Consider the following 13488-nt stretch of genomic DNA (forward strand, 5'->3'; position numbering starts at 1 on the left):
CTGCCCTACTGCCTTATTCCCTTACCCGAAGGGTGCAAAGACATGGCTTCTGAACAGCCCGGCTTCTGGGCTCGGGTGCAGCGCGCATCCGTCGAAAGGCTCCACATCAGGCTGGAGTCGCTGGTGGTCCTTCTGGCGCTGAGCACGGCGATGGCGCTGCTGTCGCCCTATTTCCTGTCGCTCAGCAATTTCCTCAACATCTTGCTCGCGACCTCGACGATCGGCGTGCTGGCGATCGCCGCCACCTTCGTCATCGGCTCGGGCGGGCTCGACCTGTCGCTCGGCTCAGTGATGGGGCTTGCCGGCGTCGCGGGCGCCTTCGTCGCCGTCAATCTCGGCTGGCCCTCGGTGCTCGCCGTGATCGCCTGCATCCTGGCCGGCGCGATCGCCGGCTACATCAACGGGCAACTGGTCACCCGCGCCTTCGTGCCGGCCTTCATCGTCACGCTCGGCATGCTGGGCCTGGCGCGCGGGTTGGCGCTGGTCATCTCGCAGGGCAGGGCGATTTACGGCCTGCCGCCCGAGATCGTCTATATCGGCCAGGGCCGGCCCTTCGGCATTCCGATGCCGGTCATCATCTTCGTGCTGACGGCGATCGTGGCACACGCGGTGCTCGCCTATACGCGCTTCGGCCGCCACACGCTGGCGCTGGGCGATAGTGAGGGTGCTGCCCGCGCGGCCGGCATCCGCGTCGAGCATCACCGCCGCATCATCTACACGCTGTCCGGCGCGCTGGCCGGGCTCGCCGGCCTGCTCTTCACCGCCCGCGTCAACGCGGGTGACCCGACCGCCGGCATCAATTACGAGCTTACCGCGATCACGGCGGCGATCATCGGCGGCACGAACCTGTTCGGCGGCCGCGCCTCGATCCTCGGCACCATGATCGGCGCGCTGATCATGGGTGTGCTGCAGAACGGGCTGACGCTGCTCGCGGTGCAATCCTACTACCAGCAGATGGCGATCGGCGCGGTGCTGATCCTCGCCGTGTTCATTGACCAGTACCAGGTGCGGAAGGAGTCGCGCGTATGACCCTGCTTTCGCTTCACGGCATCCGCAAGAGTTTCGGCGCGGTCGACGTTTTGCACGGCGTGGACCTCTCGGTCGCGGCCGGCGAGGTGGTCGGGCTGGTCGGCGACAATGGCGCCGGCAAGTCGACGCTGATGAAAACCATCACCGGCATCTACCGGGCCGACTCGGGCTCGATCGAATTCGACGGCAAGGACATCCTTGCCCTCGATCCTGGACAGCGCCGCCAACTCGGCATCGAGATGATCTACCAGGATCTTTCGTTAGCCAAGCAGCAGGACGTGGCGTCCAACATCTTTCTCGGACGGGAGCCGACGAAGCGGCTGTTCGGCCTGTTCCCCGGCTTCGTCGACAAAGGCGAGATGGATCGCCAAGCCGCAAAAATGATCGAGCGGCTCGGCGCGCATCTGCCGTCGATCAACCGTTCCGTCGGCTCGTTCTCGGGCGGCCAGCAGCAGACGGTGGCGATCGCGCGGGCGCTCACCTTCAACCCGAAGCTCGTCATCATGGATGAGCCGACGGCGGCCCTTGCGGTGCGCGAGGTGCAGAGCGTGCTCGACCTCATCCGGCGGCTCAAGTCAGAAGGCATCGCCGTCATCCTGATCTCGCACCGGCTGAACGACGTGCTGTCGGTCACCGACCGCATCGTCGTGCTGCGCCATGGGCGGGCGGATGCCGATCTCGTCACCGCCAGGACCAATATGAACGAAGTCGTCAGCCGCATCGTCGGCGGCGGCGACATTGCCGCCGCGGCGGCGCATGAGCAACGAGGCTGATATGAATACCTTCGGACTGCACACTTTCGCGATCGCGCCGGTCTGGGACCTTGCCCGCATCGAGCCGCAGATGGACCGGCTGAAGGAGCTCGGCATCGGGCTGATGGAGATCCCGCTGCTGAGGCCGGAGGAGATCGACACCAAGCGCACGCGCGGCTTCGCCAGTCACTATGGCGTCGAGCTCATCCCGTCGCTTGGCCTGCCGCGCGCGCTCGATGTGGTCGAGCGGCCGGAAGAGGCGCTCGACTTCCTGCAGCCGGCCTTCAAAGTCTGCAACGAGGTCGGCGCCGAGGCGCTCGGCGGCGTCACCTACGGCACGATCGGCAAGACCACCGGACGGGCGCCGACGCAGCGCGAGATCGACGGTATGTGCCGCTTCCTCGAACGTGCGGCGAAATCGGCGAAGTCGCGCAGCCTGAAGCTCGGCATCGAGCCCTGCAACCGCTATGAGACGCATCTCATCAACCGCGGCATCGATGCGGCGCGCATCATCGAGCGCGTCGGTGCCGACAACATCTTCATCCATCTCGACACCTACCACATGCATATCGAGGAAGAGAGCTTTGCCGCCGGCTTCGAGGCGGCAGCGCCCTATCTCGGCTATGTGCATGTGTCGGAAGCCAATCGCGGCGTGCCCGGTCGCGGCATGCTCAACTGGGCGGCCTGCATGAAGGCGATCGCCGACATCGGCTATCAGGGCCCAATCACGCTCGAAAGCATGAACCACGTCGATGTCGATATCGCCGGCGGGCTCGCGGTGTGGCGGCCGGTGGCGGAAGACCCGCGCGACGTCATCGAGGTTGGCCTGCCTTTCCTGCGCGAGGAAGCGAAGAAGGCCGGATTGACGCTGGGGTGAGGTTTCTTCCTTCTCCCGCAAGGGGAGAAGGAAGAAGCGGCCAATCAGAACGGGTAGTGCTGGCCCGGATCCTCGATCGTCACCCAGCGCAGGTCGGTGAACTCGGCGATCGAGGCCTTGCCGCCGAAGCGGCCATAGCCCGAACCCTTGACGCCGCCGAAAGGCATCTGCGCCTCGTCGCCGACGGTCGGGCCGTTGATGTGGCAGATGCCGGCCTGGATGCGCGCGGCAACCGCCATGGCGCGGCGAATGTTGCGGCTGAAGACGGCCGACGACAGGCCGTATTCGGTGTCGTTGGCGACGCGCACGGCCTCCTCTTCGCCTTTGACGCGGATCACCGGTTTGACCGGGCCGAAGGATTCCTCCGCATAGACGCGCATGGCGGGGGTCACCTGGTCAAGGAGCGTAGCTTCCACGACCGTGCCCGTGCGTTTGCCACCGGCGGCAAGCTTGGCGCCTTTCGCGGTCGCATCAGCGATCAGCTCCTCCATCTTGTCCGCGGCCTGAGTGCTGATCAGCGAGCCAAGGACGACATGGCCTCGCGGATCGCCGGCCGGAAGTCGCGAAGCACGGGCGGCAAGCTTGGCGACGAACTCGTCGGCGATCTTCTCGTCAACGATAAGACGTTCGGTCGACATGCAGATCTGGCCCTGATGCATGAAGGCGCCGAAAACAGCGGCATTGACTGCCGCGTCGATGTCGGCGTCGTCCAGCACGACCAGTGGCGCCTTGCCGCCGAGCTCGAGCAGCGCCGGCTTGAGGTGCCGTCCGGAGAGCTCGGCGATGATGCGGCCGACCTTGGTCGAACCGGTGAAGTTGACGCGCTTCACCGCCGGATGCGCGATCAGCGCCTCGACGATCGCCGCGGCGTCCCTCGGATCGTTGGTGACGACATTGACGACGCCTTTCGGCAAGCCGGCCTCGACCAGCACCTGGCCGATCAGGCGATGCGTGCCGGGGCACATTTCGGAAGCCTTCAGCACCACGGTGTTGCCGCAGGCGAGCGGCATGGCGAGTGCACGCGTGCCGAGGATGACCGGCGCGTTCCACGGCGCGATGCCGAGGCACACACCTGCCGGCTGACGGATCGCCATGGCGAGCGTGCCCGGCTTGTCGGACGGAATAACCTCGCCGGAAATCTGCGTGGTCATCGCCGCCGCCTCGCGCAGCATGTTGGAGGCCAGCATGACGTTGAAGCCCGCCCAGGGGCCGGTGGCGCCGGTCTCTTCCATCATCAGCTTCGTGAACTCGCCAACCTTCGAAGCCATCACATCGGCGGCCTTCAAGAGCAGTGCCCGGCGTTCACCGGGTCCGGTCTTCGACCAGGCATCGAAAGCAGCGGCCGCAGCATCGACTGCGGCATTGGCGTCGGCAATGCTTGCAGCGGCGGCGCGCGTCGCGAGCTTGCCGGTGAAGGGGTCCAGGCGTTCGTAGGAGGCCTTGCCGGTCGCTGCCCTTTCGTCGCCATCAATCAGAAGTCCGATATCCATTGTTCTCTCCCTCGCTCCCGGTGGAGCGTTGCAAAATCAGAAGCCAAGCACTTCCGCGTTGATCGACGCCTCGAGGCCGCCGTCGACGGGCACGTTGGCGCCATTGATCCAGCGTGCGCCGTCCGAGCACAGGAACAGCACGACCGGCGCGATGTCGCCCGATGTGCCGGCTCGGCCGACCCGGACGATATCGCTGTCAACCTTCGCGTCGCCCAGCACGCTGCGGAACTGTTTGAGGATCGGCGTCTCCACCGGGCCCGGGCTGACCGCATTGACGCGGATGCCGCGGCTCTTGAACAGCTTCTGATGCGCGGCGCGGAAGGTCCACAGGAGGAGGAGCTCCTTCGAGACCGGATAGCCTTCTTCGTTCTTCACTGCGTGGTCGGCAATCACCTTCGGGACATCGGGAAAACCCTCGACGCCGACCATTGAGGCGGCGCGGTTGAGATTGGCGCGCCAGCCGTAGCCGGCGATCGAGGCGACGTTGACGATGGCGCCGCCCTCGCGAAGTTTTGGCGCCAGCGCTTCGGACAGCGCGCGCAGGCCGTAGAAATTGACGGCGAACGTCGGCGCGGCGCCGGTGTTGCCGGAGAGACCGGCGACGTTGCACAGCGCATCGAGCCGCTGCGGCAGTTGCGCGACAAGATCGTCGACGCCGGATTTGGACGAGATGTCGGCCTTGACGAAGATGCCCTGATGATCGGCTGGCTCGCGCATGTCGACGCCGATCACATCGGCGCCAAGTTGGCCCGCCAGTTCCGCCGTGCGGGCGCCGATGCCCGAGGCGACGCCGGTGATGAGGATCGTCTTGCCGAACAGCATGCTCACGCTTTCTCCCGAGATGTTGTTACCTGTGCCGGCGAAGCGGTCCCACCGGTCGTGTCGCTTGCGTTGACAGGAAGCCTGACGCGGTAGCCGACCGAAAGCAGGCGCCAACCAAAACGCTCTTCGAGCGTGCCCCACAGACCGCGCGGCAAGAGCAGCGAGAAGATCAGCGCCGTGGCGCCGAGCCCGATCAGGTACCAGACGCCGGTGCCGCCGAACCAGGTCTCGATGAGGAAGAAGATGAGCGCGCCAAGGATGGCGCCTTCGAAGGTACCGATGCCCCCGACCAGCACAATGAAGATCATGTAGGCGGTCCACTGGACGCTGAAGTACGTCTTCGGCTGGAAGGTGATTGAGGTCGCCAGCCACAGCGCGCCGGCAACGCCGATGCCGAAAGCGGCGAGCACGAAGAGCAGCCGCTTGGTGCCGGTGACGCGCACGCCGATGGAGGCTGCCGCGTCCTCATTGTCGCGGATGGCGCGGATGGCGGCGCCCGTGCTGCCGCGCAGCAGGCCGAACAGGACGGCGAGCAGCGCCGTCATCGAGGCCAGCGCCAGCCAGTAGATGGTCAGCCTGCGTGTCGACGCGTCGTAGACGTTGAGCGAGATCAGCGAGGTGCCGGTCTCGCCCTGGATCAGCCGGTCGAGATTGACGAGAAGGTGGGTGAGTGCCGCTATCACCCACATGCCGATGGCGAACTCGCCGTTCCTCAAGCGCAGCATGAACAGCGAGATCGGCCAGGACACGGCGCCGACGATGACCGCCGAAACGAACAGCGAGACGAACGGATTGAGCCCGGCGTTGGCGAGGCGGATGGCGAAGTAGGCGCCGAGACCGAAGAACACCTGCTGGCCGACCGAGACCAGCCCGCCGAAACCGGCAAGTGCGTTCCACATCGCGGCGAGGATCACATAGATGAACAAAGCGGTCATGCGGTCGACCGCGCCTGCGGAGAGGAACTGCGGCGCGAGGGCAAGCAGCAGGATGATGATCGCGACGCCGCAGCCGGCGATGCGCGAGGCGGCCGTGCCGCGCTCGATGACGGGGGAGGCGGCGCTCATGGCACCTTCCCCGTCGAGAACCGCAGCAAGCCGCGCAGGCCGAGGCCGGAAGTGTAGAGCCGAATGAACAGCACGATCAGGAAGGCGACGTGCCCGCCGATGAGAAAGCCTTGCGGATGTACCTTGGCGCCGAGCGTCTGGGCGAGCGCCAGCACGATGCCGCCGATGAGCGTGCCCCAGAGCGAGCCGGCGCCGCCGATGACGGCCGCCTCGAAGGCGAACAGAAGTTGCGTTGCGCCGGCATAGGGATCGAAGGTGGCGCGCATACCGAGGAAGGCGCCGGCGAGACCGACGGTGACCATGGCGATTGCCGCGGCGATCGCGTTGGCGCGGCGCACATCGACGCCGACGAGGCCGGCGGTGTCGGGGTCTTCCGAAGTGGCGCGGATCGAGCGGCCGAGCCCGGTGCGGGTGAGAAAGAGCTGCAGCCCGCCGAGCAGGACGACAGCGGCGACGAAGATGATCACCGCGAGCTTGCCGACATAGAGGCTGCCTGGCCATTCCCACGAATCGTAGGACAGGTTGCCGATGAACGGCGCCAGCGAGCGCGTGTCGGCGCCGAACTGTTCGAACAGCACATTGTCGATGACGATGGCGAGGCCGAAGGTGGTGAGGATCGGTAAGAGCGCGCCACCGCGCGCACTGCGCTCGAGCAGGAAGCGCTGCAAGGCCCAGCCGATCACCGCCATCAGCGGCAACACGATGGCGAGGCCCAGGAAGGGCGGGATGTGGAAGCGCGAGGCGAGCAGCCACAGCGCGAAGGCCGACAGCACGGCAAGGCTGCCATGCGCCAGGTTGATGATGCGCATCACCGAGAACATGAAGGAGAGGCCGCAGGCGATCAGCGCGTAATAGCCGCCAAGCAGGATGCCCTGGACGATCTGGTTGGTCATGCCGGCACGCCTCCGGCGGCTTTGCGGTGCAGGCCGAAATAGGCTTTGGTCACCTCGTCGCGCGAGGCGTTCTTGCTGTCGCCTGCAAGCGCGATGCGGCCCTCGAGCATGCAGATGACCTTGTTGGAGACCGAGAGCGCGCGGTTGAGGTCCTGCTCGACCAGAATGATCGTCGTGCCGGAGCTGATCAGACCCTGAAGGGAGGCATAGACGCGGTCGACGACCAGCGGCGACAGGCCAAGCGAGACTTCGTCGAGCAGCAGCAGGTCGGGATTGCTCATCAATGCGCGGCCGATTGCCGTCGCCTGCTGCTCGCCGCCGGAAAGATGTCCGGCCTTGGCGTGGCGGCGCGGCTTGAGGTTGGGGAAGGTTTCCAGCACGCGCTCGACGCTCCAGTCGCCGCGGCGGCCGGCGGTGCGGCCAAGCAGAAGATTTTCCTCGACAGTCATCTGCACGAATAGCCGACGGCCCTCTGGCACCAAGGCCACGCCTTTGCGGACGCGCTCATGCGAAGGCACGCCGGAAAGGTCGGCGCCGTCGAAGACCACGCGGCCGGAGGCTGCCTGGTGCGCGCCGGCGATCGCCCTCAACAATGTCGTCTTGCCGGCGCCGTTGGCGCCGACCAGCGCCAGCGTCTCGCCGCGCTCGACGCTGAAGCTGACGCCGCGCACCGCCTGCAGCAAGCCATGCCGGACGACCAGATCCTCGACCGACAGCAGGCTCATTTCGGACCTCCGCCGAGATAGGCGCTGATCACCTGCGGGTCGGCCATCACCGCCTGCGGGTCGCCGTCGGCGATAATCTTGCCGGCGTCCATGCAGATCAGCCGTTCGGCCACCTGCAGAAGGATGTGGACGATGTGCTCGATCCAGACGATGCCGATCCTGCGGCGGCGCAATTCGCGGATGGTCTCTACCAGCTCGCCGGCCTCGCCGTCGGTCAGGCCGCCGCCGATCTCGTCGAGCAGAAGCAGCGTCGGCTTCGCCGCCAGCGCGCGCGCCAGCTCCAGCCGCTTGCGGTCGAGCAAGCCAAGCGTCTCGGCGCGCCGGTTGGCGACGCCCAGCATGCCGCAGAGCTTCAGCGAGCCGAGCGCCTCCTCATAGGCCTCGTCGCGACCGAGGCCGGCGCCATGCGAGGCGGCGACGAAGACATTCTCGAAGGCGGTCATGCCGCCGAAGGGTTTTGGCACTTGGTGCGTGCGGACGAGGCCCAGCCGGCAGCGCTGCGTCGCCGGCAGCGTGGTCACGTCATCACCCTTGAAGGCGATGGTGCCGGCGCTTGGTGGATAGGCGCCGGAAAGCACGCTGAGCAGCGTCGTCTTGCCGGCGCCGTTCGGGCCGACGATGCCCACCGCCTCTTCGGCGCCCATGGCGAAGTCGATGTCGTCGAGCACCACAAGCGCTCCGAAGCGCTTGTGGATGCCGGCGGCACTGAGGATCGCACCGTTGGGCATGGCGTTCACGATGCGGTCCCTCGACAGATCAGCCGTTGTAAGGCTGGAGCTTGGCCTCGACCGGCACCTTCGGATCGGTGGCGTTCTCGGTCACGACATAATCGAGCGGGAACTTCGAGCCTTCCTTGGCGGCGACCCATTGCGTGCCGATGATCGGGCCGGGCGAGACGTTGGCGACTGGGCCGCTGGTGAAATCGACCTTGCCGATCATCGTCTCGGTCTTCAGCGTGCTCAGTGCCTTGGCGACCGCCGCCTTATCCTTGGCGTTGGAACTCGCCTTCAGGGCTTCGAAGCCGGCGTCGAGCAGCGACATCGAGGCGCCGAGTTGCTGCGTCCACTGCTTGCCGCTTGTCGCCTCGTAGCCATCGGCCAGTTCCGTTCCTGAGACGCCGGTCAGCGGCGACTTGTAGGGGAAGGCCTTGTGCCAATAGGCGGCACTCGCAATCTTCATGCCGAGATCGCCCAGCGCCTCGATGTCGGAGGGGAACAGACCGGTCTTGGCGACCTGGGCGATCTTGATCTGCCTTGTCAGGCCCTGCTGCGCGGCCTGGCGCCAGAAGGCGGCGAAATCGGGCGGGATCGGGAAGGAGTTGAAGATCTCGACTCCTTCCTGCTTGAACAGCGCGATCTGCGAGGAATAGTCGGTGGTGCCGGTCTCATAGGCGCCGGGATCGACGATCGTGAAACCTTGCTTGGCCAGAAGCGGCGCGAGGTTGGCGCGGATGGCGTTACCGTCGGCGTCGTTCGGATACATGACGCCGACCTTCTTGTTGGTCTCGATCAGGTTCCACTGCGAAATGTAGGTCTTGAAGAATTCGCCGACGCCGAAGCCGAAATGATAGGTCCATTTGAAAGGCGAGGGCGCGCCGGGCTTGGCGCCTCGGCCGAAATACCAGGCCTCCCACGGCATGACGGTCGAGAGGCAGGGCACGCCGGCTGCTTCGCAGGCATCCGCCACTGGATTGATCACCTCCGGCGTGGAGACGGCGAGCATCAGGTCGATGGCCTGGTTGTTGATCAGATCTTTTGCCAACTGGCCGGCGCGGGACGGGTCGGACTGGGTGTCCTGGTCGAGGATATCGACGCTGTATTTCTTGCCGCCGAGCTCGATGCCGTTGGCCAGGGCCTTGCGGGCAAGGTCGAGCACATAGCCGTCGGTCTCGCCGAAGCCGGCGAGCGGGCCGGTGCGCGGGCTGACGAAGCCGACCTTGACCGTGTCGGCGCTTTGCGCGAAGGCCTTGCCGCGGCCGAATGCCAGTGCCGCGCCGCCGGCCACCGACGTGGCGATGAATTGGCGCCGTGAAATGCCCGATAGAGCGGGTTTGCTGCCGATAATGCGAGACATCTGCTCCTCCCTCAGTGGCCGTTCGACACGACGGCAAACGGGTCTTCCGTTTGCGGCCGGACGGCACGGCTCTCGATCCTCCGAGGTCACATTGCACTAGCGGTTTGGTTCGGTAAAATGATATTGTACGGTGTTTCATTAACCCCTAGGTTAGCGGAATTCGAACTGCCAGGGCCGATCGTCAGGCGTGGTGCCGCGCTGCCTCGCGGATCGTCTGCAAGAGGATGGTGAAGGCGGGCGAGGGCGCGGTGTCGGTGCGCATGGTCAAGCCCACCGGCCCTTTGGTTTCTTCCGTATCCACCGGCAGGGCGACGAAGGCGCCGCTGGCGATCTCGTTGGCGACGACGCCGGCCGAGATGATCCACACCGCGTTGCTCTGGCGCATGAAGGAGCGGCCGAAGGAATCGGAGACAGTTTCGATTTCCGTCGCCGGCGCGGTCATGCCGTTGGTGATGAAGAGCCGGTCGACGAAAGGCCGGATGACGGATTCCCGCGTCGGCATCAGGACGGGGAACTCGTCGAGCCGCGCGAAGATGTCGGCGCCCGGCTCGGACAGGGGATGCCCGGCCCGCACGACGAACAGCACCTGTTCGGAATAAAGGTGTTCGAAGAAGAAGCCGGTCATATGCTCGGGCGCCGCGAGCCGGCCGACCACGAGGTCGAGCGCGCCGACACGCAACTGTTCCAGAAGCACCGCGTTCTCGCCGGTGACGATCTTGAGCGCGGCGCCGGTGTTCTCCTCGAGGAACAGGTTCATGGCGAGCGGCATCACCCGCGCCGACACGGTCGGCAGCGCGCCGATACGGATCGGGTCGCGATTGAGGGCGCCGTCCTGGCGCACGGAATCGACGCCGCGCTTCAGCGCCGAAATCGCCGAGCCGGCATGTCCAAGGAAGATCTCGCCGAGACGCGTGACGCGAATGCCGCGCCCGTCGCGCTCGACCACCGCGACGCCCAGCGCTTCCTCCAACTCGCGCAAAGTCTTGGTGACGGCGGGCGCGCTGACATGCAGGAAGTCGGCTGCGCGCGCGACGCTGCCTTGCCGCGCGACTTCGAGAAACGCTTGGAGGTGGCGGAAGCGGATCCGGCTTTCGGCCATGGTTCGATAACCTCAGAGTTAATGAAACGCCGCAAAATATCATTTTACCGAACCAAATCGCTGGTGCAATGTGGCTTTGGAGGATCGAAATCGTGCCATTCGTCAGCATAGGCGGCGTCACGCTGCATCATCGCCATATCGAGGCGGCCGGCACGTCGCGTCCGATCATCTTCATCAATTCGTTGGGCACCGACTTCCGTATCTGGGACGACCTCGTCGCGCGGCTTACTGGTGAAATGCCGATGCTCGTCTACGACAAGCGCGGCCATGGGCTGTCGGATATCGGCAGCGGCGTGCGCTCGATCGACGACCATGTCGACGACCTGCTGGGCCTCATCGATCATTTCGGTTTCGGGAAGGTCGTGCTGTGCGGATTGTCGGTCGGTGGCCTAGTCGCGCAGCGACTCTACACCCGCCATCCCAAATGCGTGGAGGCGCTGATCCTCAGCGACACCGCGCACAAGATAGGCACCGCAGAGAGCTGGAACACGCGCATCGCCACCGTCGAGCGCGACGGCATCGAGGTGATCGCCGACGGCATCATGAAAGTGTGGTTCACACCGGAATTCCACGCAGCGCGCGCCGCCGATCTGGCCGGTTGCCGCAACATGCTGACCAGGCAGGCGCTGCCCGGCTATATCGGCACCTGCATGGCGGTGCGCGATGCCGATTTCACCGACAGCGCGCGGCGGATCGCTGTGCCGACGCTCTGCATCGTCGGCGACCAGGATGGTTCGACGCCGCTGGAGCTGGTCCGCTCATTGGCTGGACTGATCCCCGGCGCACACCTCGAAGTGATCCGCAATGCCGCACACATTCCGTGCATCGAGCAGCCCGAAGCGCTCGTCACTTTGATCCGCGATTTCGTCGCCTCGTTGCCCGAGGGAAAGCCTGCTCATGGATGATGTCACGAAGAACCGCTACCGGACTGGTCTCGAGGTCCGCCGCTCCGTGCTCGGCGATCCCCATGTCGACCGCGCCGAAGATGCGGCGACCGATTTCGACCGGCCGTTCCAGCAACTGATCACCGAAGCCGCCTGGGGAACCGTGTGGGCGCGACCGGGCTGGTCGAAGCGCGAGCGCTCGATCGTGACGCTGGCGCTGCTCGCCGCACTCGGCCATGACGAGGAAGTCGCCATGCATGTGCGCGCCACCGCCAATACAGGCGCCACGCGAGACGACATCTGCGAGGCTTTCCTGCATGTCGCGATCTATGCCGGCGTGCCAGCCGCCAACCGCGCCTTCAAGATCGCCAAGGAGGTGTTCGCGCAGATGGACGGAGCAAAGACCGCCCATGGCTGAGTCAGGCTCAAACCGCGCGCCGGAAACCGGCGCCTTCTTCCAGCGCGACCGGCAGTGGCATCCGGCGGCCTTCACGCCGAACTACAAGAGCTCGGTGCTGCGCTCGCCGCGGAAGGCGCTGCTGTCGTTCGACAACACCCTGTCGGAACTGACCGGTCCGGTGTTCGGGCATACGATGCTCGGCGAGCTCGACAACGACCTGATCCACAATTTCGCCAAGGCCGGCGAGAGAGCCATCGGCGAGCGCATCATCGTCCATGGACGCGTGCTCGACGAGCGCGGCAAGGGCGTGCCGGGCGTGCTGCTCGAATTCTGGCAGGCCAATGCCGGCGGCCGCTACCGTCACAAGAAGGACGGCTATCTCGCCCCGCTCGATCCGAATTTCGGCGGCTGCGGCCGCACGATCACCGGCGAGGATGGCGGCTACGCCTTTCGCACCGTCAGGCCTGGGCCCTATCCGTGGCCGAACGGTCCGAACGACTGGCGGCCGGCGCATATCCATTTTTCCGTGTTCGGCCACGGCTTCGCGCAGCGGCTGATCACGCAGATGTATTTCGAGGGCGATCCGCTGATCTGGCGCTGCCCGATCGTCGGCGGCATTTCCAACAAGGCCGCGGTCGAGGCGCTGATCGCCGCGCTCGACATGCACGCGACGATCCCGATGGACGCGCTCGCCTACACGTTCGACATCGTGCTGCGCGGGCGGCGCTCGACGCTGTTCGAGAACAGGCCGGAGGGCAATTGATGGCGCAGTCGCTCGACCGGCTGAAGGAGAGCCCTTCGCAAACCGCCGGCCCTTACGTGCATATCGGCCTGACGCCCAATTTCTGCGGTATCGGCGGCGTCTATGCGAGCGACCTCGGCTCGACGATGGTCAACGGCGAGACCAAGGGCGAGCGCATCGAGCTGCGCATCCGCGTGCTCGACGGCACCGGCACGCCGCTGAAGGATGCGCTGATCGAGATCTGGCAGGCAGATGCCAACGGGCTCTACAATTCACCGGCGGAGATGCGCGGCGCGGCCGATCCCAACTTTTTGGGGTGGGGCAGGCAGCCGACCGACATGGAAACGGGCGTCTGCCGGTTCCACACGATCAAGCCTGGACGCGTGCCGTTCCGCGACGGTCGGCTGATGGCGCCGCATGTCACGCTGTGGATCGTGGCGCGCGGCATCAATATCGGGCTCAGCACCAGGCTCTATTTTTCCGACGAGGAGAAGGCCAATGCCGAGGATCCTATCCTCGCCCGTATCGAACATCGCATGCGCGTGCCGACGCTGATCGCCGAGCGGCAGGGCGACACTTACGTCTTCGATGTCCACCTGCAGGGCGAAAAGGAGACGGTCTTCTTCGACAGCTGACCG

15 protein-coding genes are annotated in these 13488 nt (G+C 65.7%); 7 read left to right on the top strand and 8 right to left on the bottom strand.

What is annotated here, in order from left to right; all coding sequences use genetic code 11:
• Positions 1-42 precede the first annotated feature (42 nt).
• Genes EN862_RS05125 through EN862_RS05135 form a run of 3 tightly spaced genes read left to right on the top strand, consistent with a single transcriptional unit; the run spans position 43 to position 2658 of the window.
• A complete protein-coding gene (locus EN862_RS05125) occupies positions 43-1029 on the top strand; it encodes an ABC transporter permease (protein WP_127868651.1) in 987 nt (328 codons plus the stop codon).
• A complete protein-coding gene (locus EN862_RS05130; RefSeq protein WP_127868652.1) occupies positions 1026-1802 on the top strand; it encodes an ATP-binding cassette domain-containing protein in 777 nt (258 codons plus the stop codon). Before EN862_RS05125 ends, EN862_RS05130 begins: the two co-directional genes overlap by 4 nt.
• Before the next feature lies 1 nt (position 1803).
• Complete coding sequence (locus tag EN862_RS05135; protein WP_127868653.1) at positions 1804-2658, top strand: sugar phosphate isomerase/epimerase family protein; 855 nt, start codon at positions 1804-1806, stop codon at positions 2656-2658.
• A 44-nt stretch (positions 2659-2702) separates the two neighbouring features.
• On the opposite strand, the gene EN862_RS05140 is transcribed toward EN862_RS05135, so the two are convergent.
• The 8 genes from EN862_RS05140 to pcaQ all read right to left on the bottom strand — a co-directional run bounded on the left by EN862_RS05140 (position 2703) and on the right by pcaQ (position 10824).
• Complete coding sequence (locus EN862_RS05140) at positions 2703-4148, bottom strand: aldehyde dehydrogenase (protein ID WP_127868654.1); 1446 nt, start codon at positions 4146-4148, stop codon at positions 2703-2705.
• 36 nt (positions 4149-4184) lie between these two features.
• The gene (locus EN862_RS05145; RefSeq protein ID WP_127868695.1) at positions 4185-4970 is read right to left on the bottom strand and encodes a coniferyl-alcohol dehydrogenase; all 786 of its coding nucleotides are present in this window, start codon (positions 4968-4970) and stop codon (positions 4185-4187) included.
• Between the two features lie 2 nt (positions 4971-4972).
• Positions 4973-6034: a branched-chain amino acid ABC transporter permease gene (locus tag EN862_RS05150; RefSeq protein ID WP_127868655.1), complete on the bottom strand. Its 1062-nt coding sequence runs from the start codon at positions 6032-6034 to the stop codon at positions 4973-4975.
• On the bottom strand, positions 6031-6927 hold the full coding sequence (locus EN862_RS05155) for a branched-chain amino acid ABC transporter permease (RefSeq protein WP_127868656.1): 897 nt from the start codon (positions 6925-6927) through the stop codon (positions 6031-6033). The genes EN862_RS05150 and EN862_RS05155 overlap by 4 nt, the downstream gene beginning before the upstream one ends.
• Complete coding sequence (locus tag EN862_RS05160) at positions 6924-7652, bottom strand: ABC transporter ATP-binding protein (RefSeq protein ID WP_127868657.1); 729 nt, start codon at positions 7650-7652, stop codon at positions 6924-6926. Before EN862_RS05160 ends, EN862_RS05155 begins: the two co-directional genes overlap by 4 nt.
• On the bottom strand, positions 7649-8380 hold the full coding sequence (locus EN862_RS05165; RefSeq protein ID WP_127868696.1) for an ABC transporter ATP-binding protein: 732 nt from the start codon (positions 8378-8380) through the stop codon (positions 7649-7651). Before EN862_RS05165 ends, EN862_RS05160 begins: the two co-directional genes overlap by 4 nt.
• 28 nt (positions 8381-8408) lie before the next feature.
• The gene (locus EN862_RS05170; protein ID WP_127868658.1) at positions 8409-9725 is read right to left on the bottom strand and encodes an ABC transporter substrate-binding protein; all 1317 of its coding nucleotides are present in this window, start codon (positions 9723-9725) and stop codon (positions 8409-8411) included.
• A gap of 181 nt (positions 9726-9906) precedes the next feature.
• Positions 9907-10824 (bottom strand): pca operon transcription factor PcaQ, encoded by a 918-nt coding sequence (pcaQ, locus tag EN862_RS05175; RefSeq protein WP_095815781.1) that lies wholly within the window; start codon positions 10822-10824, stop codon positions 9907-9909.
• A gap of 92 nt (positions 10825-10916) precedes the next feature.
• Between pcaQ and pcaD the strand changes: the two genes are divergently transcribed.
• Genes pcaD through pcaG form a run of 4 tightly spaced genes read left to right on the top strand, consistent with a single transcriptional unit; the run spans position 10917 to position 13485 of the window.
• Entirely contained in the window at positions 10917-11729 is an 813-nt protein-coding gene (pcaD, locus tag EN862_RS05180) for a 3-oxoadipate enol-lactonase (RefSeq protein ID WP_127868659.1), read from the top strand.
• Positions 11722-12126, top strand: a complete 405-nt coding sequence (pcaC, locus tag EN862_RS05185) for a 4-carboxymuconolactone decarboxylase (RefSeq protein ID WP_127868660.1) — start codon at positions 11722-11724, stop codon at positions 12124-12126. The genes pcaD and pcaC overlap by 8 nt, the downstream gene beginning before the upstream one ends.
• Complete coding sequence (gene pcaH, locus EN862_RS05190) at positions 12119-12871, top strand: protocatechuate 3,4-dioxygenase subunit beta (protein WP_127868661.1); 753 nt, start codon at positions 12119-12121, stop codon at positions 12869-12871. Before pcaC ends, pcaH begins: the two co-directional genes overlap by 8 nt.
• Entirely contained in the window at positions 12871-13485 is a 615-nt protein-coding gene (gene pcaG, locus EN862_RS05195) for a protocatechuate 3,4-dioxygenase subunit alpha (protein WP_127868662.1), read from the top strand. Before pcaH ends, pcaG begins: the two co-directional genes overlap by 1 nt.
• Positions 13486-13488: the final 3 nt, after the last annotated feature.

It is taken from the genome of Mesorhizobium sp. M2E.F.Ca.ET.219.01.1.1, assembly GCF_004016445.2.
Classification (GTDB): Bacteria; Pseudomonadota; Alphaproteobacteria; order Rhizobiales; family Rhizobiaceae; genus Mesorhizobium.